Source organism: Streptomyces sp. NBC_01142 (genome assembly GCF_026341125.1).
Classification (GTDB): Bacteria; Actinomycetota; Actinomycetes; order Streptomycetales; family Streptomycetaceae; genus Streptomyces.
This window is the reverse complement of sequence record NZ_JAPEOR010000001.1, coordinates 2,689,513-2,713,493: the sequence shown is the minus strand read 5'-3', so window position 1 is coordinate 2,713,493 and position 23,981 is coordinate 2,689,513. Positions and strand designations below refer to the sequence as shown.

Genomic DNA, 23,981 nt, shown 5'->3' with positions numbered 1-23,981 from the left:
CTATCGGATGAACGGAAGCGGGATTTCACCGGTTGTTTACGCCCCGGAGGCCCGCCGAGATCATCATCGTCGATCAATGCCTCGCCCCACAAACCGCGGGCTCGCAGGGCCTAGGGTGGCCGTTATGACTTGGTTGATCACGGGTGGAGCGGGATATATCGGCGCGCATGTGACGCGAACCATGACAGCGGCAGGAGAGCGGGTCGTCGTCCTCGACGACCTCTCGTCGGGCATTGCCGGGCGGCTGCCCGCCGAGGTTCCGCTGGTGCGCGGGTCGGTGCTGGACCGCGAGGTGCTCGACCGCGCCCTCGCCGAGCACGCCGTCACCGGTGTCGTACATCTCGCGGCGAAGAAGCAGGTCGGGGAGTCCGTCGAGCAGCCGCTGCGCTACTACCGCGAGAACGTGCAGGGGCTGACCGTGCTGCTCGAGGCGGTCGTGGCGGCCGGTGTGCAGCGGTTCCTCTTCTCCTCCTCGGCCGCCGTGTACGGCGTACCGGAGATGGATCTGATTCCCGAGAGCGCCCCGTGCGAGCCGATCAATCCGTACGGCGAGACAAAGCTCACCGGTGAGTGGCTGGTACGGGCCACCGGCCGGGCACACTCCCTGTCCACGGCCTGTCTGCGCTACTTCAATGTGGCGGGCGCCGCACAGCCGGAGCTGGCCGACACCGGCGTGTTCAACATCATCCCGATGTTCTTCGACCGGATCACCCGCGGTGCGTCCCCCCGCATCTTCGGTGCCGACTACCCGACCCCGGACGGCACCTGCATCCGTGACTACATCCATGTCGCGGATCTGGCCGATGCCCATCTCGCGGTTGCCCGCGCGCTGGACGACCAGGAGGGCCCCGGGGATCTGACCGTCAACATCGGGCGCGGGGTCGGCGTCTCGGTGCGCGAGCTCGCCGATCTGGTGGGCGAGATCACGGGCTGGGCCGGGGAGCCGGTGGTCGAGCCGCGCCGTCCCGGCGATGCCGCGAGGGCGGTCGCCTCGGTCGAACTGATCACCAAGCAACTGGGCTGGACGGCTTCGCGCGAGGTGCGCGAGATGGTCGTGTCGGCCTGGGACGGCTGGCGCCTGCACCACCCCGAGGCAGCCGCCGAGTGATCTTGCCAGCGCTCTGACCTGCGGTCATTTCCGCAGGTCAGAGCAGATGACAACGGTGTTCAGTCCCGTGTTGCTCGATACCCCCCACCCGTAGTTGACTGAGGTCTCGGCAGATCACGTCCGACGACCAGGAGGCGTCCTCATGGGGGCTGGGCACGACCACGGGCACACGCACGGCGGGCCGCCGCCGACAGGCACCGCGGCCGCGGCCTACCAGGGGCGGCTGCGCATCGCACTGACCATCACGCTGGGCGTGATGGTCCTGGAGATCGTCGGCGGCGTCCTCTCCGACTCTCTCGCCCTGATCGCCGACGCCGCCCACATGGCGACGGACGCGGTGGGTCTTGCGATGGCACTGCTGGCCATCCACTTCGCCAACCGGCCGGCCGGACGGAACCGCACCTTCGGCTTTGCGCGGGCCGAGATCCTCGCCGCGCTCGCCAACTGCCTGCTGCTGATCGTGGTCGGCGGCTATCTGCTGTTCGAGGCTGTGCAGCGGTTCATCACCCCGGCCGAGACGAAGGGCGGGCTGACCATCGTCTTCGCCCTGATCGGTCTCGTCGCGAACATGGTCTCGCTCTCCCTGCTGGTGCGCGGCCAGAAGGAGAGCCTCAATGTGCGCGGGGCGTATCTGGAGGTGCTGGCGGACACGCTGGGTTCGCTCACGGTTCTGGTCTCGGCGGGAATCATCGTCGCCACCGGCTGGCAGCCGGCCGACCCCATCGCGTCCCTGGTGATCGGCCTGATGATCGTGCCGCGTACGTGGAAGCTGCTGCGCGAGACCCTCAACGTCCTGCTGGAGGCGGCCCCCAAGGGCGTGGACATGGGCGAGGTCCGGGCGCACATAGTGGCCCTGCCCGGCGTGGAGGACGTGCACGATCTGCATGCCTGGACCATCACTTCCGGGATGCCGGTGCTGTCGGCACATGTGGTGGTGAGCCAGGACGTCCTGGACGCGGTCGGCCACGAGAAGATGCTGCACGAACTGCAGGGCTGCCTCGGCGATCACTTCGATGTCGAGCACTGCACCTTCCAGTTGGAGCCCGTAGGTCATGCCGAGCACGAGGCGAGGCTGTGTCACTGACGCCTGTTAGGGTTCCCGCAGAGACCTTGGAGTCTCGCCGCGCTTGAGAGGAGCTGGGTTGATGACCGCCGCAGTGGAGGCTGCCCCGCGCAGCACACGGTCCATCCCCAGCTTCCGGGCTCTCGGCTGACCTGATCTCGTTTCTTCGACCTGATCTCGTTCGTCGGCCGGAGCCCCCACACTCAAGGGTTCCCACGTTGTCCGACAACGCTCTGCATGACGCCTTCTTCGCCCTGCACCACGGTCTTCCGCGGCAGGGTCCCGGCTCCGACGCCACCACCCGTCGGCTGCTGTCCCTCGCGGGGCCGCTGCCGGCCTGTCCGCGCGTGCTCGATCTGGGCTGCGGCCCCGGCCGGTCCGCCCTGCTGCTGGCCGCCGAGGCCGGTGCACAGGTGACCGCCGTCGATCTGCACGAGCCGTTCCTCGACGAGCTGCGGCAGTCCGCCGAGGCTCTCGGGCTCGGTGACACGATCCGTACCGTCCAGGCCGATATGGCCGAACTCCCCTTCCCCGACGGCTCGTTCGACCTCGTCTGGGCGGAGAGCTCCGTCTACAGCATCGGCTTCGACACCGGCCTGCGGGAGTGGCGGCGGCTGCTCGCTCCGGGCGGCTCGCTGGTCCTGACCGAGTGCGAGTGGACGGCCGAGGACCCCTCGGCCCAGGCCCGCGACTTCTGGGACCAGCACTATGCGCTGCGTACCAACCGCGAGAACACCTCGGCGGCCGTGGCCGCGGGCTACACCGTCCTCGGCCTGCACCGGCAGCCCGAGAGCGACTGGGACGAGTACTACCGCCCGCTCGGCGAGCGGGCCGACGCCGCGGATGCCGCCGCTCCCGGCATGGCGCAGGCGCTCGACGCCACCCGGGCGGAGATCGCCATGCGCCGTGAGCACGGCACGGAGTACGGCTACTCCGGGTACGTGCTGCGTCCCGCCGATCCGCGCTGGCGCACCAGGCCGGAGTCGGCGGCCGACGTCCCGGCCGTGCGCGCCGTCAACTCGGCGGCCTTCCCGACCGCCGAGGAGGCGGGCCTGGTGGACGCGCTGCGCCTGGACGGCGAGGCGTGGCTGCCCGGGATGTCGTACGTCGCCGAGGCGCCGGACGGCTCGGTCGCGGCGTACGCACTGCTCACCAGGTGCCGGGTCGGTGACACGTCCGCGCTGGCGCTGGCTCCGGTAGCGACCTCGCCCGAGCACCAGCGGCAGGGCGCGGGGCAGGCGGTCGTCCGGGCCGTGCTGGATGCGGCCAGGATGCGCGGGGAGAGGCTCGTCCTCGTCCTCGGGCACCCCGGCTACTACCCGAAGTTCGGCTTCGAACCGGCCTCACGGTACGGAATCAGGCCAACTTTCGAGGTGCCGGACGAGGCCATGATGGCTCTCGTTCTCGACGGTTGCGAGGACGTGCCGCAGGGCACGATCCGCTATCCGGCCGCCTTCGGCATCTGATGTGAGAATCCGCCCCCGCCGCGGACCGGACGCGGCGGGGGCGGACATGCCCGGACTGCCGAAGTGCGGACAAGCCGCTTTTGTACGGCAGACTGGGCAGGCCCCTCAGGGTCGAGGACCGATGCGAAGGATGGTTATGCCGACCTCACCAGCCACCGCGGCGAACAGCTCGTCGAACGGCACACCTCAAGCGATCCTGCTCGAACTGGTCGACGAGCACGGCAATACCATCGGCACGGCGGAGAAGCTCTCCGCCCACCAGGCGCCCGGGCAGCTGCACCGGGCGTTCTCCGTGTTCCTGTTCGACGAGCGGGGGCGGCTGCTGCTGCAGCGCCGCGCGCTGGGCAAGTACCACTCCCCCGGTGTCTGGTCGAACACCTGCTGCGGGCACCCCTACCCGGGCGAGGCGCCCTTCGCCGCCGCCGCCCGGCGTACGCACGAGGAGCTGGGGATCTCGCCTTCGCTGCTCGCCGAGGCGGGCACGGTCCGCTACAACCACCCGGACCCGGACTCGGGTCTGGTGGAGCAGGAGTTCAACCACCTCTTCGTGGGGATGGTGCAGGCTCCGCTGCGGCCGGACCCGGAGGAGGTCGGCGAGACGGCTTTCGTGACGCCCGAGGAGCTGGCCGACCGGCATGCCGAGGCACCGTTCTCCGCGTGGTTCATGACGGTGCTGGACGCGGCACGGCCCGCGATCAAGGAGCTCACGGGGCCGTCCGGCGGCTGGTGAGTCCAGTCGGACCGGTCGGCCGGTGGAACCCCTGCCGGTCGGGCCGGGGCTGGGGCCGAGGCCGGACGGCTGCGGCGGCGTTCTAGAGCGGGGCGGTGGCGCCGGGCCGGGTGAGCGGCAGCGCGGCCCAGATGATCTTGCCGCCGCTCGCCGTGTGCTCGACGTCGCAGGAGCCGCCGGCCTCCAGCGTGATCTCGCGCACGAGCAGCAGGCCGCGGCCGCCCGTCTGTGCGTAGTCCGTCTCCAGCGCCTTGGGCCGGTAGGGGTGGTTGTCCTCCACGGACACCCGGATCCACTCCGCGCCGATGGCAACCTCGACGGCGATCTCGGGCGAGAGCAGGGCCGCGTGCCGTACGGCGTTGGTGACCAGCTCGGAAACGATCAGCAGCAGCCCCTGGACGAGATCGTCCTGGGCCGGTACGCCTTGACGATTCAGCAGATCGCGTACGGCGTGCCGGGCCTGCGGGACGGACACGTCGACCGCGGCAGCGGTGAATCGCCAGACGCCTTCGTACGACAGCGGCCGGGCCGGGATGCTCCCGCGGCTCTCCATAGTCCGGCACCCACCCTCGGCTCAACTGCCACTGACCATCGAGTAATTAGTGTTGGGAGTCAGTTGGTCCGGACCGGGCTGCTGAGCAGAAGTCAGCGCCTATCGACGCTTTTTGACCGTGTACGTACGACACCATCAGCTGTGTGACTGTTCCTGATCTCCTCCTGGCCGCTTCTCCTGCTCGTTGTCCCGCTCCCTTCCCTGCTCCTTCTCCTGTTCGGTGACCATGCCGACAATCCGGCGGCCGCCGACGCCGATGGCGATCAGGCCGAGGCCGTCGAAGAGCAGGGCGAGCGAGAAGAAGCAGCCCAGGACGTAGCGGCTGCTGTCCGGCCAGTCGACGAGCACCAGAATGCCCAGCAACAGCCCGAAGGCACCCTGCACCAGCGTCCATCCGAACTGCGGGCCGCGCACCACCACACTGCCCACCAGCCGGAAGACGCCGCCCGTCAGGAAGAGCAGGGCGGCGAACATCGTGAGTGTCTCCGCCGCTCCCGCCGGGTGGCGGATGACGACCACCCCGGCCGCGAGGTTCAGTGCGGCGACCACCACGGCCAGCCAGAAGAAGTTGGTGCCGCGTGACTGGAGCGCGTGCAGCAGGCCGACCACGCCGCCGATCAGGAGCAGCCAGCCGAAGAGCAGCATCGAGGTGAGGGTCGCGACGCCGGTGTAGACGAGGCCGACGAGACCGCCGAGTACAAGAATCAGGCCGAGCACCGCGAGCCCGCCGAGACGGCGGCTGAGCTTCCTGCTCTCGGGGGTGGTACCGGGCATGCCTGCCTCCTCGCCGCGCACCCCCTTCTTGATCATAGGTTCAGGTACGGCGGATAGCATCCGGCGCATGGATCCGTTGGAACCGCAGCTGCCGCAGCTGGCGCACACCGTCGCGGACGGTGTCGCCACCGTCGTCATCAGCCATCCCGCCAAACACAATGCCATGACCGCCGAGATGTGGCGGGCACTGCCCGAGCTGCTCGCGGGGCTGGCTGCCGACGATGCGGTACGCACGCTGGTACTGACCGGGCAGGGCACCACCTTCTGCGCCGGTGCCGACATCTCCTCGCTGCGGGAGCCGGGCGAGGACCCGCAGTCCCTTGCCGTACGGGCCGAGGAGGCGCTCGCCGCGTTCCCGAAGCCGACGCTCGCCGCCGTCAGCGGATACTGCGTGGGCGGCGGCTGCCAGCTCGCCGCCGCCTGCGATCTTCGGTTCGCCGAGGAGGGCGCCCTCTTCGGGGTGACTCCGGCGAAGCTGGGGATCGTCTATCCGTCCTCGTCCACGCGACGGCTGGCCTCGCTGGTGGGACCGTCCGCCGCCAAGTACCTGCTCTTCTCCGGCGAGTTGATCGATACGGAACGGGCGCTGCGGACCGGCCTGGTGGACGAGGTGCTGCCGAAGGGCGAACTGGGCAAGCGGGTGGCGGAGTTCACCAGGATCATCGCCTCGCGCTCGCAGCTCACCCAGGCCGCGGCGAAGGAGTTCGCGACAGGCCGCACCGACCGGGACGCCCACTGGGCGGACCAGGCGCGCGGCAGCGGCGACACCGCGGAGGGGGTCACCGCCTTCCTGGAACGCCGCGCACCCAGGTTCACCTGGTCTACTGGAGGATGAAACGGCTCTTCGTACGGAACTCCTCGACCAGCGCGGCCGGAGCCTTGGCCGGCGACCCGGCGTCGTACGGCGGCTGAGGGTCGTACTCCGTGAGCAGCTGTACGGCCTGGGCGTGCTCGTCACCGGCGATCCTGCCGACCAGGGTGAGCCCCATGTCGATGCCGGAGGAGACACCTGCGGCAGTGATGTACTTCCCGTCGACGACGACACGGTCGCCGGTGGGCTCGGCACCCAGCTTCTTGAGGAAGTCCAGGGCCAGCCAGTGCGAGGTGGCCGGGCGGCCCTTGAGCAGTCCGGCCGCGGCAAGCAGCAGTGAGCCGGTGCAGACCGAGGTGGTCCAGGTGGTGGTGACGTCCACGGCGCGCAGCCATGCCAGCAGCGCCTGGTTCTCCATCATCTCGCTCTGGCCGGGGCCGCCGGGGACGACGACGATGTCCGGGCGGGGTACCTCGGCGAAGGTCTTCGAGGCGACAAGTGCGAGTTCACCGCGGTCGTTGGCGACCGGTCCGGTGTGCTCGGCGACGAAGACCGCCTCGGCGTCGGGGAGACGGCAGAGCATCTCGTAGGGGCCTACGGCGTCCAGTGCCGTGAAGCGGTCGAAGAGCAGGATGGCGATCTGCATGAGATGTTCCTTTTCTGTAGATTTCTCGCTGAATTTCAGTGGACTTCGGCGTGACCATGTGAGCTTTGGCCGTCTTGTATCGGCCTGATCGATTGGTGACGCTTCGATCGGCTCGGCCGGCTCGCAGCCGGCTTCACGGGTGGGCGCGGAACCGGCGCCGGTATTCGGCGGGCGCGGCGCCGAGGCTCTTCACAAAAGCGCGGCGCATCGCCTCGGGTGTGCCGTAGCCGCAGGCCCGGGATATCTGCTCGATGCCCTCAGGGGTGTCCTCCAGAAGCCTTCTCGCGTGCTCGAGGCGTACGCGTTCGACGTACCGCCCCGGTGTCGTCCCGGTCTCTGCCTGGAAGGCGCGGGCGAAATGCCGCGGCGACAGCCGGGCTCGCCCGGCCAGCGACTCGACCGACAGATCACCCTCGGGGTGCTCGGTGACCCACTGCTGGACCTCCCGCAGCGGCGCGCGCTGCGCCGTCTGGGCGGCGAGCTGGGCGCTGAACTGCGCCTGGTTTCCCGGACGCCGCAGGAAGACGACCAGATGGCGGGCGATGGTGAGGGCGACGTCCCGCCCGTGGTCCTCCTCGACCAGGGCGAGAGCGAGATCGATACCGGCGGTCACCCCGGCGGAGGTGGCGAGCTTTCCGTCGCGTACGAAGATCGGGTCCGGGTGGACGTCGACGTCCGGGTAGTTGCGCGCAAGGTGGTCGCACGCCACCCAGTGCGTGGTCGCCCGGTGGCCGTCGAGCAGCCCGGCCTCGGCCAGCAGCAGGGCCCCGGTGCAGACGGAGACCAGACGTTCGGCGTGCGGGGCGTTCTCGCGGAGCCAGTCGATCAGGTCGGGGTGGGGACGGCGGGTGCCCCCTCCGCCGGGGACGAGAAGCGTGTGGGGCACGGGGGCGTCGGCCAGGGTGCCGTCCGGCACGAGCGTGAGCCCGCTGGAGGTCCGGACGGCCGAGCCGTCGAGCGAGGCGGTACGGATCGGGTACGCCGCCGGGTGGCCGATGACCGTGCCGGCCCCCGCGAAGACCTCCACGGGACCGGTCACATCAAGGCTCTGCAGGCCGTCGAAGAGGACGACGAGCACGGATCGCTCTGTCATGACTGCCATCCTTCGCGCCGGGCGATCTGGCTGCAATGACAAAGAACCCACCTTTCCTGCCATCCAACTCCATGCTCCCCGCCGGCCTCCGAGGTGGTCTCCGCCATCCGGGCGGCTCCCACGTCCGGGCTCCGGCACCGGGGTTTCCAGCTCTGGATTTCCGAGCTCCCGCCTTCCCGGCGCCATCTCTCCGGGCTGCTGCCCGGCTTTCATCTGCCGGGCGCCGGGCCCTGGACCCCGGGCTCCGGGCCCTGCTCCGGCTTCCAGGCCTCCGGACTTCCGGCTTTCGCGGCATGCCGACACCCCACCCTTCCCGACGTACCGACCAGTCGGTAACGTGCTCGGTATGACCTCTCTGCCCCCGCGCGCGGGACGCCGCTGCCACAACGCCATCAACCCGCTGCACTCGACGGTCTACTTCTCGCCGGACTTCGCCAAGGAGCTCGCCCAGCTCGGCATCGAGGACTCGAGCGCCGCCTACTTCGCAGGGCGCGGCGCCGCGATGGGCGCCGTCGGGCCAGGGGCGGTCACCGCGGCCTTCTACAACTTCAACCACGAGCTGGTCGCCCGGCATCTGCCCGCGGTGTGGGACATCGCCTCCCCCGAGGCCGTAGTCCGGGCGCGGCTGCGTGCCGCCGACACCACGCTGCGGCGGTTGCTCGGCGAGGACATCATCGCCTCCGGGGAGCTGGCGGAAGCCGCACGGCTCGCGCTGCGCGCCGCCGAGGCGTGCACCCGGCACGCCCGTCCCCTGTATGCCGCCCACGCCGATCTGCCGGTGCCCGAGGAGCCGCATCTCGCCTACTGGCATGCGGCGACCCTGCTGCGCGAGCACCGCGGCGACGGCCACCTCACGGCGCTGCTCTCCGCCGGGCTCGACCCGATCGAGGCGCTGGTGAGCCACACCGCGACCGGCAAGGGCATGGCGCCGCGCTGGATCCTCGCCACGCGCGGCTGGCGGCGCACGGACTGGGAGGCGGCCGCGGAACGGCTGCGCACGCGTGGGCTCCTGGACGGCGAGGGCGAGTTGACCGAGGCGGGTGTACGACTCCGGGCGGAGCTGGAGGATCACAGCGACCGCCTCGACCTGGCTCCGTACGAGCATCTGGGGGCCACGGGCGTCGAGCGGCTCACGGAGCTGGGACGCGGCTTCCTGCTGACCGCGGTGAGTGCGGGAGCGTTCCCGGCCGACCTGACCGGCAAGGGCTGACGTTTACCGAGGCTCTCCAGGGTTACCCGTCGGGCGACAACATCGACCCTGGAGGTACCCCTTGTTCCGCGCCATCGCAGACGTACTCCGACAGATCGGCTCGGCGATCGCCACTGTGGTCACCCTGCCCTTCCGGGCACTGGCCAGGCTCTTCGGCGGAGCCTCGCGTGGCGGCCGCCGGACGCGCCGCGCCTGAGCCGGCGGGCGACACGGCCCCCGGCCACCCGGCACAATGCACTCTCAAGCACAGCCAGCACAGCCAGCATGAGAAGGCGAGTCGGGGAACCGTGACGACGTCCATCGAAGGCAGGATCGCCGAGGAGCTCGGCGTACGCGAGCGGCAGGTGAAGGCGGCCGTCGAGCTGCTCGACGGCGGGTCGACCGTGCCGTTCATCGCGCGCTACCGCAAGGAAGCAACCGAGATGCTCGACGACGCGCAGCTGCGCACGCTCGAGGAGCGGCTGCGGTATCTGCGGGAGCTCGAGGAGCGGCGGACCGCGATCCTGGAGTCCGTACGCGAACAGGGCAAGCTGGACGCTGCGCTGGAGGCGCAGATCCGGGGCGCCGACACCAAGGCGCGGCTGGAGGACATCTACCTGCCGTTCAAGCCGAAGCGGCGGACGAAGGCGCAGATCGCCCGCGAGGCCGGTCTCGAGCCGCTCGCCGAAGGGCTGCTTGCCGACCCGTCGGTGGAGCCGCTCGCCGCCGCGGCGGCCTTCGTCGACGCCGACAAGGGCGTCGCGGACGCCGCCGCCGCTCTGGAGGGCGCGCGGGCGATCCTGACGGAGCGTTTCTCCGAGGACGCCGACCTGATCGGCGAGCTGCGCGAGCGGATGTGGACGCGGGGCCGGCTCGTGGCGAAGGTGCGGGAGGGCAAAGGCGACGCCAAAGAGGGGCCGGGCGCGAAGTTCGCCGACTACTTCGACTTCGCGGAGCCGTTCACCGCGCTTCCCTCGCACCGGGTGCTCGCCATGCTCCGGGGCGAGAAGGAAGACGTCCTCGACCTGGTGCTGGAGCCGGAGGAGCCCTCCGAGACGCCCGGGCCCACCGCGTACGAGGGGATGGTCGCCCGCCGCTTCCAGGTGGCCGACCACGGCCGGCCGGGCGACAAGTGGCTCGTGGACACGGTGCGCTGGGCGTGGCGGACCCGGATCCTGGTGCATCTGGGGATCGATCTGCGGCTGCGACTGCGTACGGCGGCCGAGGACGAGGCGGTACGGGTCTTCGCGGCGAACCTGCGGGACCTGCTGCTGGCCGCGCCGGCCGGTACGCGGGCGACGCTGGGGCTCGACCCCGGCTTCCGTACGGGTGTGAAGGTCGCCGTCGTCGACGCCACCGGCAAGGTCGTCGCCACCGACGTCATCCACCCTCACGTGCCGGCGAACAGGTGGGACGAGTCGCTCGCGAAGCTGGCGCGGCTGGCCAAGGAGCATGCGGTCGATCTGATCGCCATCGGTAACGGCACGGCGTCCCGCGAGACCGACAAGCTCGCCGGTGAACTGTGTGCCAAGCACCCGGAGTTGAACCTCACCAAGGTGATGGTCTCGGAGGCGGGCGCCTCGGTGTACTCGGCGTCGGCGTTCGCCTCTCAGGAGCTGCCCGACATGGATGTGTCGCTGCGCGGCGCCGTCTCCATCGCCCGTCGGCTCCAGGACCCGCTGGCCGAGCTCGTGAAGATCGATCCCAGGTCGATCGGAGTCGGCCAGTACCAGCACGATCTGTCCGAAGTGAAGCTCTCGCGCTCGCTGGACGCGGTCGTGGAGGACTGTGTGAACGGCGTGGGCGTCGACGTCAACACCGCGTCCGCGCCACTGCTGTCACGGGTGTCGGGCATCGGGGCGGGTCTGGCCGAGAACATCGTGGCGCACCGCGACTCGAACGGTCCCTTCCGTTCGCGCAGGGCGCTCAAGGATGTGGCGCGGCTCGGCCCGAAGGCGTACGAGCAGTGCGCGGGCTTCCTGCGGATCCGGGGCGGCGACGATCCGCTGGACGCGTCCAGCGTGCACCCGGAGGCGTATCCGGTGGTGCGGCGCATGGTGAAGACCACGGGTGACCAGGTCGCGTCGCTGATCGGCAACGGGCCGGTGCTGCGGTCGCTGAAGCCGGCGGACTTCGTGGACGAGACATTCGGTCTGCCGACGGTGACGGACATTCTGCGGGAGCTGGAGAAGCCGGGCCGCGACCCGCGTCCTGCCTTCAGGACGGCCACCTTCAAGGAGGGCGTGGAGAAGATCGGCGATCTGGTGTCCGGGATGGTCCTGGAGGGCGTGGTGACCAATGTCGCGGCGTTCGGGGCCTTCGTGGACGTGGGTGTCCACCAGGACGGCCTGGTCCATGTGTCGGCCATGTCGAAGACCTTCGTCAAGGACCCGCGGGACGTGGTGAAGCCGGGCGACGTGGTGAAGGTGAAGGTGCTGGACGTCGACATCCCGCGCAAGCGGATCTCGCTGACGCTGCGGCTGGACGACGAGGCGGCGGACCGCGCAGGTGCGGGTGCGGACGGAGGCGGGAGCACGCCGAAGCGCGAGCGCGGCGGCCAGGGCGGCGCGGGCGGCCGGCCTCCGCAGCAGCGCCAGGGCGGCGGCGGCCGCGACCGGCGCGGCGGCAACGGCGGCGGTGGCGGTGGCGGAGCCCGTCAGGCCCCGGCGGCGGCTCCGTCGAACAGCGCGATGGCGGACGCACTGCGCCGCGCGGGCCTGGTCGACCCGAAGAACGGCGGCAGGCGCGGCTGAGCGCGGGGACGACGGCGCGGGCGGGCGGGGGTTTGTCCCTCGCCCGCCCGCACGTGTTCCGGGGGGTGCACCACACCGGTGTGGGCCGCCGCCCGACCGCGCGTCGCGTATGTCCGGGCACTCCTGTGCCGTCGGCAGCAAGGGAACACGCGGATGACCGCCGTCCCGGGCCGCACTCACCGTCGTCAGTGTTCGGTGAGCTTTCCGTCGGACACTTCGATGCGGCGCGTGGTGTGGACCGCTTCGAGCATGCGGCGGTCGTGGGTGACCAGCAGCAGGGTGCCGGTGTACGAGTCGAGCGCGGACTCCAGTTGTTCGATCGCCGGCAGGTCGAGATGGTTCGTCGGCTCGTCGAGTACGAGCAGATTGACGCCGCGGCCCTGGAGCAGTGCCAGCGCGGCGCGGGTGCGTTCACCCGGGGAGAGCGTGGTCGCCGGGCGCAGTACGTGCTCCGCCTTCAGCCCGAACTTGGCCAGCAGAGTGCGGACTTCGGCCGGTTCCGTCTCCGGGACGGCCGCGCAGAAGGCGTCGAGGAGGGTCTCGGTGCCGTAGAACAGGCCGCGGGCCTGGTCGACCTCGCCGACCACGACGGCCGAGCCGAGCGAGGCGTGACCCGTGTCGAGGTCGAGCCGGCCCAGCAGGGCGGCCAGCAGTGTGGACTTGCCCGCGCCGTTCGCGCCGGTGATGGCGACCCGGTCCGCCCAGTCGATCTGGAGGTCGGCCGGGCCGAAGGTGAAGTCGCCGCGGCGGACCTCGGCGCTGCGCAGGGTGGCGACGACCGAGCCGGAGCGGGGCGCGGAGGCGATCTCCATCCGCAGTTCCCACTCCTTGCGGGGTTCCTCCACCGTGTCGAGCCGTTCGATCATCCGCTGGGTCTGGCGCGCCTTCGCCGCCTGCTTCTCGCTCGCCTCGCTGCGGAACTTACGGCCGAGCTTGTCGCTGTCGGTCGCCTTGCGGCGGGCGTTCTTGACGCCCTTGTCCATCCAGGACCGCTGCATCTGGGCCCGGCCTTCCAGGGCCGTCTTCTTGTCGGCGTACTCCTCGAAGTCCTCGCGGGCGTGCCGGCGGGCGGTCTCCCGCTCCTCCAGATACGCCGCGTAACCGCCGCCGTACAGGGTGATCTGCTGCTGCGCGAGATCGAGTTCGAGGACCTTGGTCACCGTACGGGTGAGGAACTCGCGGTCGTGACTGACGACGACCGTACCGGCACGCAGGCCCCGTACGAAGGTCTCGAGACGTTCGAGGCCGTCCAGGTCGAGGTCGTTGGTCGGCTCGTCGAGCAGGAAGACGTCGTAGCGGGACAGCAGCAGGGAGGCGAGGCCGGCGCGGGCCGCCTGGCCGCCGGAGAGCCCGGTCATCGGCTGATCGAGACCGATGGTCAGTCCGAGCGAGGCGGCGACCTCCTCGGCGCGCTCGTCGAGATCCGCGCCGCCCAGGTCGAGCCAGCGCTCGAGGCTGATGGAGTACGCGTCGTCGGCGCCCGGCGCACCGTCGACGAGTGCCTGGGTCGCCTCGTCCATGGCGATCTGGGCGGCGGCGACGCCCGTACGGCGGGCGAGGAAGTCCCGTACGGTCTCGCCCGCGCGCCGCTCCGGCTCCTGCGGGAGGTGGCCGACGGTGGCAGTGGGCGGGGAGAGCCGCAGTGCGCCCTGCTCAGGCCGGTCGAGGCCGGCGAGCAGACGCAGCAGGGTGGATTTGCCGGCGCCGTTGGAACCGACGAGCCCGATCACATCGCCCGGCGCGACGACGAGGTCGAGCCCGGAGAAGAGCGAGCGGTCGCCGTGTCCGGCGGCGAGATCCTTGGCGACGAGGGTGGCAGTCATGAGGAGACCGATCCTAGTCGGGCCGGCGGCCGGGGCGTGCCGGGGAGGTGGGCCGCTGCGCGGGGCTGTTCCCCACCCCGCCCCGCCCCCTCCCCGAGCCGGGGGCAGGCCCCCGGCGCCCGGCCCAGGAGGGCGAGGGAGACACGGGAGCGAGCCCCCCGCCTCCCGGCGTCTCGCGGCACGTAAGGCCCGGCCCCGGGAGCACGTAAGGCCCGGCCCCCGGAGAACGTCGCAGGCTTCGCGGTGCGGAGGACAGCCACCGGAGGGCGGCTCCTGTTCGCTGCGCGGAAGAACCGGCTCGGAACCCGGCCGCCGGCCTCGCAGCGCCGGACAGCCCTGCCTGCCGCGCAGGGAGGCTCTCCATGCGTCATGCGAGGCGATTCGCGGCTCGCCAGGGTCATCGTCAGTGGATCATCGGCGCGACCAGCACGCTCCCCATGGTGCGTGCCACAAGGAAGGACTGCCCCTTCACCGCCTGCCCGTCCAGCGGAATTCGGTGCTCACCCGGCTCCAGCATCCCGTCGAACAGCTCGCGTGTGTGCGTGCGGTGGAGCCGGTCCAGGCGGTACGCGACCAGCTGCACCCGGCACGCGGAGGTCACCTCCACACCCGCCACGCCGTCCGCCGCCGTCAGCCTGGTCAGCCGCCGGAGCTGCGACGGGGCGCGGTCCAGGGCGTGTTCGATCTGTGCGACCAGCAGCGGAATGATCGGGGCGAGCCCGTTCACGTACGCGACCTCCGCGCCCGCCCGCTCGAACGCCGTGCGCACCGCGGCCCGTTCCTGCTCCCCGACCGCGCGCCCGAAGGCGACCGCGCCGTATGTCCGCAGCTCGTCGGCGGGGACCCCGGCCGCGTCATGGGTGATTTCGGCGCCGATGCCGATGGTCCGCAGCGTCGCGGCGAGCCTGGCGAGCACGGCCACGCGCGCGCCGATGAGCAGCACCCGGCGGCGCCGTTGCCCCGCGGACTCCTTGTCGTCCGGGTCGGGCAGCAGCTGTTGCAGCTCGGCCCGGTACTCAACGCCCCGGAAACGGAACGGCCCTATGCCCTGGTAGCCGTTGCGCTCCAGGTCGGCCCTCCCGTCCGTCTGCCAGGCGAAGTCCCGCCACACGATGTCGTCCCCGTCGCGCTCGATCACGGCGGTCACGGCTCCGCACTGGATGTCCTCGCACTCGGGGCAGCCGTAGATCACACAGCGGCCGCCCTCCAGCGGCGCCGCCGCGTCGAGCAGCAGTGTGCGCACCTGGGCGGTGAAGATCGCCGGTGGTACGTCGGAGGCCAGCGGCGAGACGGCGTCGAGGTCGGAGAGCTGAAACAGCAGCGGCCGCCCGTCGACGATGAAGTCCATGAAGTCCCGGTGCACTTGGTAGCCACCACCTGCGAGGACTCCCCCGGCCCGCATCGCCGGCGCCAGCCCGAAGGTCGCGTACTCGGCAGACATGTCCTGAGTATCCCCACTTGTGACCCGTTCTGAGCACGGCATTGGGCAATCGGCGATTCGGGAGTCGGTAATCGGCACATCGGCGATCGGCACATCGGCGATCGGCTACGGTCCCGCCATGAGAGCCGATGTGATTGTGGTGGGCGGCGGAGTCATCGGGCTGACGACCGCCATCGTGCTGGCCGAGCGCGGCGCCCGGGTGCGGGTCTGGTCCCGGGACACGGCCGGGGAGACGACCTCGGCGGTGGCGGGTGCGCTGTGGTGGCCGTACCGCATCGAGCCGGAGGAACTGGTCGGCGACTGGTCGATCGCCTCGCTGCGGGTGTACGAAAAGCTGGCCGACCAGCCCGAGCAGACCGGCGTGCGGCTCGTCGCGGGCGTGCAGGCCAATGAACGGCCCGCGGACCTGGGGCCGTGGTCGGCGCAGGTGGAAGGGGTGCGCGACGCGTATCCGCACGAGCTTCCGCCGGGGCACGACGGCGGGCTCTGGGCCCGGATCCCGCTGATCGACATGCCCGTTCATCTCGGCTGGCTGCGGCGGCGGTTGGAGGCGGCGGGCTGCGTGGTGGAGACCCGTACGGTGACCGATTTCGCCGAGGCTGCCGCCGAGGCACCGGTCGTGGTCAACTGCACGGGGATCGACGCGCGGCATCTCGTCCCCGACGATCGAGTACGGCCCGTGCGCGGGCAGTTGGTGCTGGTGGAGAACCCGGGGATCGAGGAGTGGTTCACTTCGGTCGACCACGGGTCGAGCAGGACGACGTACTTCTTCCCGCAGCCCGGGCGGCTGATCCTCGGCGGCACCGCGGACGAGGACGACTGGAACCTGGTGCCCGATCCGGCGACGGCGGAGGCGATCGTGGCCCGCTGTGCGCGGATCCGTCCGGAGATCGCGAAGGCGCGGATTCTCGGCCACCGGGTGGGGCTGCGCCCGTCGAGGGCGCAGGGGGTACGGATCGAGGCGGAGCCGCTGCCCGGCGGCGGCCTGCTGGTCCACAACTACGGTCACGGAGGGGCGGGGGTCACGGTCGCCTGGGGCTGCGCGGAGACGGCCGCCCGCCTGGCGCTCCGGGCGGCGTCATAGAGCGAACACCGTCATAGGCCTGGCACAGAACGAGAACGAGAAGAAGAACGGCGCCGTATGCCCGGGTGCGCCGGACGATGCCGCCCGCCCCGGTCCGGCCGGGGCGGGCGGCATCACGGAAAGCGGGGACTACATGTTGCGCTCAGCGTCCTCGCACTGCTGGGCCCGCTGAAGGTACGCGTTGGCGATGGCGTTCAGACGGTTGGCCTCCGCGATCCTCCCCGCCACGCGCGCCCGCTGGGCAGCCTGCTTGGTCCTCTGCGCCTGGGCGCGGTCCTCCTCGGGGTGACAGGTGATGGCACCGCCGGCCATCGCGACGGCCTGCGTGCCACCGGGGGCGGCCTGGGCCGGCGCGGAGGCGAGCGCAAAGCCGCCCGCCATCAGGGCAGTTACGGCGAGGGTGGTGATGCGTAGACGCATGGGTGTCTCCAAGTACGGGTCGTGCGAGCCCCGTTGCGGGGCTGATCAATACCAGTCAGTAACTTTAACCGACTCGATCAAGGAGTTTTGACCGGATTCTGACCACCCTCCGCATCCGGCCCCGCACTTGGCCCCGCACCCGGCCCGATGCGGATCTCGAAGTCGCCGTCGTACTTCGTATGACCCGCGATCACGGCCGACTCGACGGCCTCCACTCCGATCTCGCCCCGCACGATCAGCGGGTCGTGGCGCAGATCGCGCATCAGGGCCACACACATGCCCACCATCACCAGGACAAAGGGCGCGGCCACCAGGATCGTCAGATTCTGCAGACCCGCCAGCGCGTCACCCTTGCCGTTGCCGATGAGCAGCATGATGGCCGCGACGGCGCCGGTCACCGCACCCCAGAAGATGACCACGAGCCTGGCCGGTTCGAAGGTGCCCTTCTGCGAGAGCGTCCCCATCACGATGGACGCGGCATCCGCGCCGGACACGAAGAAGATGGCGACGAGGATCATCACGAGCAGGCTTGTCGCGGTGGCGATCGGATACTGCTGAAGCACGGCGAACAGCTGCCCCTCGGGCGTGGACTCCTCGCCGAGCCGCTTGCCCTCCTGCAGCTTCATCGCCGTACCGCCGAAGACCGCGAACCAGACCAGGCTGACGGTACTCGGCACCAGGATGACGCCGCCGACGAACTGACGGATCGTACGGCCCCGGCTGATGCGGGCGATGAACATACCGACGAACGGCGTCCAGGAGATCCACCAGGCCCAGTAGAAGACCGTCCAGCTGCCCAGCCAGTCGGCGACACCCTCGCCGCTCGACGCCTCGGTGCGGCCCGCGAGCTCCGGCAGATCACCGAAGTAGGCGGCGATCGACGTCGGCAGCAGATCGAGGATGATGATGGTCGGCCCGGCGACGAACACGAACACGACGAGCAGCAGTGCCAGCACCATATTGATGTTGGACAGCCACTGGATTCCCCTCTCGACGCCGGAGACGGCGGAGAGGACGAACGCCAGCGTCAGTGTCGCGATGATGCCCACCAGCAGCCCGGTGCTGACCTTCTCCATCCAGCCCAGCTCGAGGAAGCCGCTGCCGATCTGGAGGGTACCGAGGCCGAGCGAGGCGGCGGAGCCGAAGAGCGTGGCGAAGATCGCGAGGATGTCGATCACCCGGCCGGGAGCGCCGTGCGCCTTCTTCTCCCCGATGAGCGGCACGAAGACCGAGCTGATCGTCTGCCGCCGCCGGCGGCGGAAAGTGCTGTAGGCGATGGCGAGCCCGACCACCGCGTAGATCGCCCACGGGTGCAGCGTCCAGTGGAAGAGGGTGGTGGCCATGGCCGTCTGCATGGCCTCCGCCGCGTCGGCGGGGTCCGTGCCGGGGGGCGGCGTGATGAAGTGCGCGAGCGGCTCGCTCACTCCGTAGAACATCAGGCCGATACCCATGCCCGCGCTGAACATCATCGCGACCCAGGACACCGTGCGGAACTCGGGGCCCTCGCCCTCCCGCCCGAGCGGGATCTTGCCGTAGCGGCTGATCGCGAGCCAGAGAGCGAAGACCACAAAGCCGGAGGCGGCGAGAACGAAAGCCCATCCGCCGTTGTGGATCAGCCCGCTCAGCATCGAGCTGGAGACTTCCTCCAGCGTGTCGGTGGCCACGGAGCCCCACACCACGAAGGCGAGGGTCAGGACGGCGGTGACGCCGAAGACCACGCGGTCGGTCCTGGGGCGCCCGGTTTCCTGCGGATGATCGGGGAGATTCGCCGTCACCGGCCGTTCCCCCCGGTCTCCGGGTTGCTGTTCGTCTTGCGGCACGAGGGGCACCTTTCACGCGGTACGGAGAACCTGCTTTCGCTCTCCGCTACCCCCTACCACATGTGATGCACGCCACCTGCTTCAACAGGCGGTGATCGCTTGTCCCGGTGCCAGGTGATATGTCGCACGAGAGTCGAGAAGAAGCGGGATCAGTTCGCGCTGGGACTGCCGCAGCGGCACAAAAGCACCGTCGTTCCCGGCCGGCCACGACACCACACCATGCAGGGCAAGTTCGTCCTTTATGTCCGCATACTGGGCCGCATCGAGCCGATAGCCGCAGGGCGGATCCTGCAGGGTCTCCTCCGGCGTCGCCGGGTCGTTGTCGGCGCCGCCCAGATAGACCGGGCCCCGGTCCCTGAAGCCCGACAGCCGGGCTGCGGTGGTCGTCGCCTCGAGCCGGTCGCGCCGCTCCTCGGTGAAGGAGAGCAGTCCGCCCAGGGCCGAGAGCTGGCTGCCCACCCTGCGCCGGTTGTTCAGCGAGGAATCGGCCCTCTCCTCCTCCGTCAGCGGATCGACGCGGCTCTCGATGAGCAGACCCACCGCGTTCTTGACTCCCGATGCGTTGCGCAGAATGCGCTCCTGGCCGTCGCCCGCGGTCTGCTTGATGGGATCGCCGGTGACCGGGTCGGTCCAGATGCCGTACGTACCTGTGCTGAAGCCTCCGTGGTGCGCGGCCGGACGGACGTACTGCCCGGAGAGGGCCTGTGACTCCCGGTGGACACCCGCGTCCGTGTTGAGGTTGCGCGGCCAGAGATCGAAGAGATCCTTGTCGTAGTACGGCGGGGTGGCGCCGTACTCGTGCAAGTCATAGATGACATCAGGACGTTGGTCCCGGATGACGGCGGCCGTCGCCCGCCCCTCGGCGGTCTTCAGCGCGATGTGGTCGCGGTTGATGTCGACCCCGTCGGAGTTGCCGCGGGTGTTCGCTGCCCGTCCGTCCGGGTTGGCGGTGGGGACGACGAGGATCCGGGTCCGGGCCAGAAGGCGCTCGGTGTTCCGGTCCTTGGCGTACGCGAGATCGCGGATGGTGCTCAGACAGGCGTCGCGGCCGGACGGCTCGTCGCCGTGCTGACTGCAGATCAGCAGCACGGTGTGGGAGGCGTGCTGTGCGCCGATGCGGACGAGCTGGAGCGGACGGCCCTGCTTCGTCGTCCCGATCCTGCCGATCGAGGTGCGTTTGCTGCCCCGGTCCACGGCCGCGAGAAACGCCTGCTCCTCGGGCTGGCCGGTCCAGCGCGCGCCGTTACTGGTCTCGAAGCCGGTGCGGGGCAGCGGGGTGTGCGCCGCCTCGGCGGGTGCGTTGACCAGCGGCACGGCGAGCGCCGCGGCCGAGAGGGTGAGGGCGAGGGTTCGGACACGAAGCGGAATGCGGGGCTTCATCGGGTGCTGCCTCCCGGGATCGGCTGGATCGGACGCGGTTCGGCCACCCCGTCGAGACGGGACTCGCGGGGGTCGGTCGCTTCAGTGGACCCGGCGGTGGCGCGTACGAAGGCAGGCGCGCCGCCGACGACCGGAAGCTTCGCGGCCGTACGGGCCAGATCGAGGGTGAGCACCGGGGTGGTGGCCGGCGGGTCGATGAGGTCCCTGTCGGTGCCGCCGACGATCAGGGCGAGCCGGTGGCCGGCCGGGACGACATGGTCACTGGCATGCAGATCGAGGGTGATGGTGTACGGCCTGCCGGGGGTCAGCGGGCGGCCCGTGGCGTCGGAGGCGTGGTTGCCCAGATCGGCCCAGCCGCGGCTGAAGATCGTGTAGTCGACGGCGGCCGTGTGTGCCCGGGTCTCCTTGAAGCAGGAGCTGTCGCCGCCGGTGCTCGCACCCCAGCAGGTGCGATCGGCAAGGGTGGTGATCCCTTCGCCGGCGGCGGCGTAGTCACGGATGGTGTCGGGCCCGAGATCCACGAGGACCGCGGAGAGATGGGCGCTCGTGGTGGACGACGTGGCGGTGATCGTCACCTTGGAGGAGCCGGACAGCCGCAGATCGCTGCCCAGCGGTGGGGTGATGAACCCGGCCTTGGACGGGGTCGACCGGTCGCTCTGAGCGGCCCAGTCGGTCTCGTCGAGACGCTGGTCGTCGGTGAAGGTCTCGGTGACGCCGGGGCGGGCGGGCTTCAGCGCGAGCGTGCCGACGCCCGCGACCGTGCCCCTGCCGGGGCGGAGGCTGGTGGTGTCGGTGGCGGGCAGGGGCCAGACACGGTCGGTGGACCACTGGTCGGGGGCGCGCTCGATGTCGGCCATCGGTTCGCGGTCGATGCCGTTGTCGTAGCCGAGGAGGTAGTGGTCGAACCAGCGGTGCAGGGTTGCGGCCCACTCGGCGCGCCGGAAGTCGAACGGGTCGACATGCCCGGTCTGCGAGAGCCAGATCTTGCGCTCCACGCCCTCCTCGGCGAGGGCGTCCCACCACTGACCGAAGTGCTTGGAGCGGACGTTCAGGTCCTGCATCCCGTGGACGGCAAAGACGCTCGCCCCGACGTTGTCGGCGTCGGGAACGTAGTCGCGCTCGCTCCACAGCCGGGTCAGGTCACCGGTGCGGGGAGCCCCGTCGACCAGCCGCTGCTGCACGGCCTGGCAGCGGGTGCGGGCTTCCGGACTCTCGACACGGTCGGAGAGCCGTGCGGGACCGGAGTTGTAGAGCGGAGCACCCTTGGCGAAGTAGTAGTCGTACCAGGAGGAGATGGCGCCGATCGGGACGATCGTCTTCAGCCCCTCGACTCCGGTGGCGGCGACGCCGTTGGCGATCGTGCCGTCGTAGCTCTTACCGATCATGCCGGTGTCGCCGGTGCTCCAGCCGGCCCCGGCGCGCTCGCCGCCGGTGCGGGTGGTGTAGCCGCGGCCGCGGCCGTTCAGCCAGTCGACGACGGCCTTGGCGGACTGGATGTCAAAACGGCCGCCGACGTCCACGCAGCCGTCGGAGCGGTTGGTACCCGCCAGGTCGACCGCGACGAAGGCGTAACCGCGCGGGACGAAGTAGTTGTCGTAGTAGAGCGGGAACAGGACAGGATTCCCGTGCGCGTCGTACGTCTTCTTCTGGCTCTCGTTGCCGCGTCCGCAGCAGGAGTAGTAGGGGCTGGCATCCATGATCACGGGGATTTTCCGGCCCTGCTGCGCGGGCTCGCGCGGCCGGACGATGTCGACGGCGACCCGGTCGCTCTTCCCGTCCCCGTCGCCGTCGAGCCGGGTGTCCACCCAGACGGACTCGCGGATCGCGTTCTCGTACGAGTAGACGGGTCTGCTCTCCCCCGAGTAGACGGGTCTGCTCTCCCCGACGGGCGCGCCCTGCGCCCCCGTCGGAGTCAGGGACACGGCCATCAGGGCGGCCGAAGCCGCCACCACCAGCGATCTGCACGTCAAGCGGGCGCCCCGCGCACGTTTCGGCATGGGCGGAAGGTACTCCGGTCAACTCCCGTGCAACAGAGGGCAGTAGAGGCACCAAAGCGACCGATGGGACACAGAGCATCATGTCGGCCGAATGGCGATCACGTGAAACACCGAGCCATGGACATGACTCCGAACAGAGGGTCTGAATAGGGTCGCAGAAGATCGTTCATCCCCACGATTTGGAGCATCCGTGCACCGCAGACTCCTCGCCCCGAGCGCGCTCGCGGCCTCTCTGCTGCTGGCGATCCCGGCATCGGCCGCCGACTCCTCGCCGGGCGCCCCGGGCCTCGGCGACCCCTACTACCCGGCCAGTGGAAACGGCGGATACGACGTATCCCACTACGACCTGAGGCTCAAGTACCAGCCGAAGACGGACCTGCTGGAGGGTACGGCGACGATCCTCGCCACCGCCAAGCAGGATCTGAACCGCTTCAACCTCGACTTCGGCCTGAAGGTCAGCGAGGTACGGGTCAACGGCAAGAAGGCGAAGGTCGCCACGAGCGGCGACCATGAGCTGGAGATCACGCCGGCCGCGCCGCTGCAGAAGGGCAAGGCCCTCTCGGTGGTCGTCCGGTACGCGGGCAAGCCCTCCGAGCTGAAGATCGGCGGGTACACCGCCTGGCACCGTACCCCGGACGGCGGCGTCGCCGCCCAGGAGCCGGACTCCGCGGTGTGGTGGTTCCCGAGCAACGACCACCCGCTGGACAAGGCGACGTACGACGTCTCGGTCTCGGTGCCGGACGGCACCCAGGCCATCAGCAACGGCGTGCTGCAGTCGCAGAGTTCGAAGCTCGGCTGGACGCGCTACAACTGGCGTTCCAACAAGCCGCAGGCGTCGTACCTGGCCACTCTTGCCGTCGGAAGGTTCGACATCACGACGGACAGGACCGCGAGCGGGCTGCCGATCCTCAACGCCTACAGCAAGGACCTCGGCGACAATGACGGCGCGGCGCGGGCGAGCATCGAGCGGACCGGTGAGGTCGCCGACTGGCTGACCGAGATCTTCGGCCCGTACCCGTTCAATGCGCTCGGCGGGTACGTCCCCAATGTGACCAGTGGTTACGCGCTGGAGACGCAGACCCGGCCGTTCTACAGCCCGCGGCAGTTCGCCAACGGCGCGAACATCTCCGTGGTTGTCCATGAGCTGGCCCACCAGTGGTACGGCGACAGCGTCTCCGTCGACGGCTGGAAGGACATCTGGGTCAACGAAGGCTTTGCCCGCTACAGCCAGTGGCTGTGGTCGGAGAAGGAGGGCGAGGGCACCGCGCAGGAGCTCGCCGACTACGTGTACGCCCAGCACCCGGCCGACGACGCCTTCTGGACGGTCAAGCCGGGCGACCCCGGCCCGGAGAAGCAGTTCGACATCGCCGTGTACGACCGGGGTGCGCTGGCTCTGCAGGAACTGCGCAACGAGATCGGCGACGAGGACTTCTTCCAGATCCTCAAGGGCTGGCCGGCCGAGCACGCCTACGGCAACGCCAAGGTCGGCGACTTCGTGAAGTACGCCGAGAAGGTCTCGGGCAAGCCGCTGGCCGGGCTCTTGGACACCTGGCTCTACCAGCCGTCGAAGCCGGGCGCCCCGGCCGCCGCGAAGGCGCGGACCGCGCGGTCGCAGGCTGCCGAGTCCGGTAGGCCTGCGCAGTCCGTCCGTCCTGCCCAGCCGAAGTCGTGGAAGAAGATCGCCGCGACGAACACGATCCACGATCACGGTCACGACGACCACTGACGCGCAACGGGAAGCGCCGTCGTCCCCCCGGGGCGGCGGCGCTTCGCCGTGCCCGGCCGCCCGCCCCCGGCGTCCGGAAGCGCTCTCAGCAGCTCGGGAGAGCC

At 70.3% G+C, this 23,981-nt stretch carries 20 protein-coding genes; 10 read left to right on the top strand and 10 right to left on the bottom strand.

All coding sequences use genetic code 11. The annotated features are described in order from the left end of the window. Window positions 1-124: 124 nt before the first annotated feature. The 4 genes from galE to idi all read left to right on the top strand — a co-directional run bounded on the left by galE (window position 125) and on the right by idi (window position 4,367). Window positions 125-1,108, top strand: a complete 984-nt coding sequence (galE, locus tag OG883_RS12375) for a UDP-glucose 4-epimerase GalE (protein ID WP_266539121.1) — start codon at window positions 125-127, stop codon at window positions 1,106-1,108. A 142-nt stretch (window positions 1,109-1,250) separates the two neighbouring features. Then, window positions 1,251-2,192: a cation diffusion facilitator family transporter gene (locus OG883_RS12370; protein WP_266539119.1), complete on the top strand. Its 942-nt coding sequence runs from the start codon at window positions 1,251-1,253 to the stop codon at window positions 2,190-2,192. Window positions 2,193-2,389: 197 nt separating this feature from the next. Continuing rightward, window positions 2,390-3,637: a bifunctional class I SAM-dependent methyltransferase/N-acetyltransferase gene (locus OG883_RS12365; protein ID WP_266539117.1), complete on the top strand. Its 1,248-nt coding sequence runs from the start codon at window positions 2,390-2,392 to the stop codon at window positions 3,635-3,637. A gap of 136 nt (window positions 3,638-3,773) precedes the next feature. Next, entirely contained in the window at window positions 3,774-4,367 is a 594-nt protein-coding gene (gene idi, locus OG883_RS12360) for an isopentenyl-diphosphate Delta-isomerase (protein ID WP_266539115.1), read from the top strand. A gap of 82 nt (window positions 4,368-4,449) precedes the next feature. Here the strand turns inward: idi and OG883_RS12355 are convergent, their stop codons facing one another. Together OG883_RS12355 and OG883_RS12350 are read right to left on the bottom strand one after the other, a co-directional pair. After that, a complete protein-coding gene (locus OG883_RS12355; protein WP_266539112.1) occupies window positions 4,450-4,920 on the bottom strand; it encodes an ATP-binding protein in 471 nt (156 codons plus the stop codon). A gap of 135 nt (window positions 4,921-5,055) precedes the next feature. Further along, a complete protein-coding gene (locus tag OG883_RS12350; protein ID WP_266539109.1) occupies window positions 5,056-5,694 on the bottom strand; it encodes an HdeD family acid-resistance protein in 639 nt (212 codons plus the stop codon). A gap of 67 nt (window positions 5,695-5,761) precedes the next feature. Here OG883_RS12350 and OG883_RS12345 point away from each other — a divergent pair, with 67 nt between their 5' ends. Further along, the gene (locus OG883_RS12345) at window positions 5,762-6,529 is read left to right on the top strand and encodes an enoyl-CoA hydratase/isomerase family protein (RefSeq protein WP_266539107.1); all 768 of its coding nucleotides are present in this window, start codon (window positions 5,762-5,764) and stop codon (window positions 6,527-6,529) included. Here OG883_RS12345 and OG883_RS12340 read toward each other — a convergent pair. Together OG883_RS12340 and OG883_RS12335 are read right to left on the bottom strand one after the other, a co-directional pair. Next, entirely contained in the window at window positions 6,516-7,151 is a 636-nt protein-coding gene (locus tag OG883_RS12340) for a DJ-1/PfpI family protein (RefSeq protein ID WP_266539104.1), read from the bottom strand. The two genes, OG883_RS12345 and OG883_RS12340, sit on opposite strands and share 14 nt — an antisense overlap. A gap of 133 nt (window positions 7,152-7,284) precedes the next feature. Beyond that, window positions 7,285-8,244, bottom strand: coding sequence for a GlxA family transcriptional regulator (locus tag OG883_RS12335; RefSeq protein WP_266539101.1), 960 nt, complete (start codon window positions 8,242-8,244; stop codon window positions 7,285-7,287). Between the two features lie 346 nt (window positions 8,245-8,590). On the opposite strand from OG883_RS12335, the gene OG883_RS12330 reads away from it, so the two are divergent. The 3 genes from OG883_RS12330 to OG883_RS12320 all read left to right on the top strand — a co-directional run bounded on the left by OG883_RS12330 (window position 8,591) and on the right by OG883_RS12320 (window position 12,186). Further along, window positions 8,591-9,454: a hypothetical protein gene (locus OG883_RS12330; RefSeq protein ID WP_266539098.1), complete on the top strand. Its 864-nt coding sequence runs from the start codon at window positions 8,591-8,593 to the stop codon at window positions 9,452-9,454. A 61-nt stretch (window positions 9,455-9,515) separates the two neighbouring features. Continuing rightward, the gene (locus tag OG883_RS12325; RefSeq protein WP_266539095.1) at window positions 9,516-9,650 is read left to right on the top strand and encodes an LPFR motif small protein; all 135 of its coding nucleotides are present in this window, start codon (window positions 9,516-9,518) and stop codon (window positions 9,648-9,650) included. Between the two features lie 91 nt (window positions 9,651-9,741). Beyond that, on the top strand, window positions 9,742-12,186 hold the full coding sequence (locus OG883_RS12320) for a Tex family protein (protein WP_266539092.1): 2,445 nt from the start codon (window positions 9,742-9,744) through the stop codon (window positions 12,184-12,186). Between the two features lie 185 nt (window positions 12,187-12,371). On the opposite strand, the gene OG883_RS12315 is transcribed toward OG883_RS12320, so the two are convergent. After that, entirely contained in the window at window positions 12,372-14,009 is a 1,638-nt protein-coding gene (locus OG883_RS12315; RefSeq protein ID WP_266539089.1) for an ABC-F family ATP-binding cassette domain-containing protein, read from the bottom strand. 403 nt (window positions 14,010-14,412) lie between these two features. After that, window positions 14,413-15,450: an oxidoreductase gene (locus OG883_RS12310; protein ID WP_266539086.1), complete on the bottom strand. Its 1,038-nt coding sequence runs from the start codon at window positions 15,448-15,450 to the stop codon at window positions 14,413-14,415. Between the two features lie 118 nt (window positions 15,451-15,568). On the opposite strand from OG883_RS12310, the gene OG883_RS12305 reads away from it, so the two are divergent. Then, entirely contained in the window at window positions 15,569-16,534 is a 966-nt protein-coding gene (locus tag OG883_RS12305) for an FAD-dependent oxidoreductase (RefSeq protein WP_266539083.1), read from the top strand. Between the two features lie 129 nt (window positions 16,535-16,663). On the opposite strand, the gene OG883_RS12300 is transcribed toward OG883_RS12305, so the two are convergent. From OG883_RS12300 to OG883_RS12285, 4 genes are all read right to left on the bottom strand, one after another. Continuing rightward, window positions 16,664-16,954, bottom strand: coding sequence for a hypothetical protein (locus OG883_RS12300; RefSeq protein WP_266539080.1), 291 nt, complete (start codon window positions 16,952-16,954; stop codon window positions 16,664-16,666). Window positions 16,955-17,031: 77 nt separating this feature from the next. Beyond that, the gene (locus OG883_RS12295) at window positions 17,032-18,729 is read right to left on the bottom strand and encodes a BCCT family transporter (RefSeq protein WP_266539077.1); all 1,698 of its coding nucleotides are present in this window, start codon (window positions 18,727-18,729) and stop codon (window positions 17,032-17,034) included. A gap of 126 nt (window positions 18,730-18,855) precedes the next feature. After that, the gene (locus tag OG883_RS12290; protein WP_266539074.1) at window positions 18,856-20,154 is read right to left on the bottom strand and encodes a M14 family metallocarboxypeptidase; all 1,299 of its coding nucleotides are present in this window, start codon (window positions 20,152-20,154) and stop codon (window positions 18,856-18,858) included. Next, the gene (locus OG883_RS12285) at window positions 20,151-22,151 is read right to left on the bottom strand and encodes a Xaa-Pro dipeptidyl-peptidase (protein ID WP_266539071.1); all 2,001 of its coding nucleotides are present in this window, start codon (window positions 22,149-22,151) and stop codon (window positions 20,151-20,153) included. Before OG883_RS12285 ends, OG883_RS12290 begins: the two co-directional genes overlap by 4 nt. Before the next feature lie 190 nt (window positions 22,152-22,341). Between OG883_RS12285 and OG883_RS12280 the strand changes: the two genes are divergently transcribed. Further along, the gene (locus OG883_RS12280) at window positions 22,342-23,877 is read left to right on the top strand and encodes a M1 family metallopeptidase (RefSeq protein ID WP_266539068.1); all 1,536 of its coding nucleotides are present in this window, start codon (window positions 22,342-22,344) and stop codon (window positions 23,875-23,877) included. The last annotated feature ends 104 nt before the right edge of the window (window positions 23,878-23,981 follow it).

Bases quoted from the DNA above. Each gene is read 5' to 3' on its own strand.
- galE (WP_266539121.1), top strand. From the start codon at position 125: ATGACTTGGTTGATCACGGGTGGAGCGGGATATATCGGCGCGCATGTG.
- OG883_RS12370 (WP_266539119.1), top strand. From the start codon at position 1,251: ATGGGGGCTGGGCACGACCACGGGCACACGCACGGCGGGCCGCCGCCG.
- idi (WP_266539115.1), top strand. From the start codon at position 3,774: ATGCCGACCTCACCAGCCACCGCGGCGAACAGCTCGTCGAACGGCACA.
- OG883_RS12355 (WP_266539112.1), bottom strand. From the start codon at position 4,920: ATGGAGAGCCGCGGGAGCATCCCGGCCCGGCCGCTGTCGTACGAAGGC.
- OG883_RS12350 (WP_266539109.1), bottom strand. From the start codon at position 5,694: ATGCCCGGTACCACCCCCGAGAGCAGGAAGCTCAGCCGCCGTCTCGGC.
- OG883_RS12345 (WP_266539107.1), top strand. From the start codon at position 5,762: ATGGATCCGTTGGAACCGCAGCTGCCGCAGCTGGCGCACACCGTCGCG.
- OG883_RS12340 (WP_266539104.1), bottom strand. From the start codon at position 7,151: ATGCAGATCGCCATCCTGCTCTTCGACCGCTTCACGGCACTGGACGCC.
- OG883_RS12335 (WP_266539101.1), bottom strand. From the start codon at position 8,244: ATGACAGAGCGATCCGTGCTCGTCGTCCTCTTCGACGGCCTGCAGAGC.
- OG883_RS12330 (WP_266539098.1), top strand. From the start codon at position 8,591: ATGACCTCTCTGCCCCCGCGCGCGGGACGCCGCTGCCACAACGCCATC.
- OG883_RS12315 (WP_266539089.1), bottom strand. From the start codon at position 14,009: ATGACTGCCACCCTCGTCGCCAAGGATCTCGCCGCCGGACACGGCGAC.
- OG883_RS12310 (WP_266539086.1), bottom strand. From the start codon at position 15,450: ATGTCTGCCGAGTACGCGACCTTCGGGCTGGCGCCGGCGATGCGGGCC.
- OG883_RS12305 (WP_266539083.1), top strand. From the start codon at position 15,569: ATGAGAGCCGATGTGATTGTGGTGGGCGGCGGAGTCATCGGGCTGACG.
- OG883_RS12300 (WP_266539080.1), bottom strand. From the start codon at position 16,954: ATGCGTCTACGCATCACCACCCTCGCCGTAACTGCCCTGATGGCGGGC.
- OG883_RS12290 (WP_266539074.1), bottom strand. From the start codon at position 20,154: ATGAAGCCCCGCATTCCGCTTCGTGTCCGAACCCTCGCCCTCACCCTC.
- OG883_RS12285 (WP_266539071.1), bottom strand. From the start codon at position 22,151: ATGCCGAAACGTGCGCGGGGCGCCCGCTTGACGTGCAGATCGCTGGTG.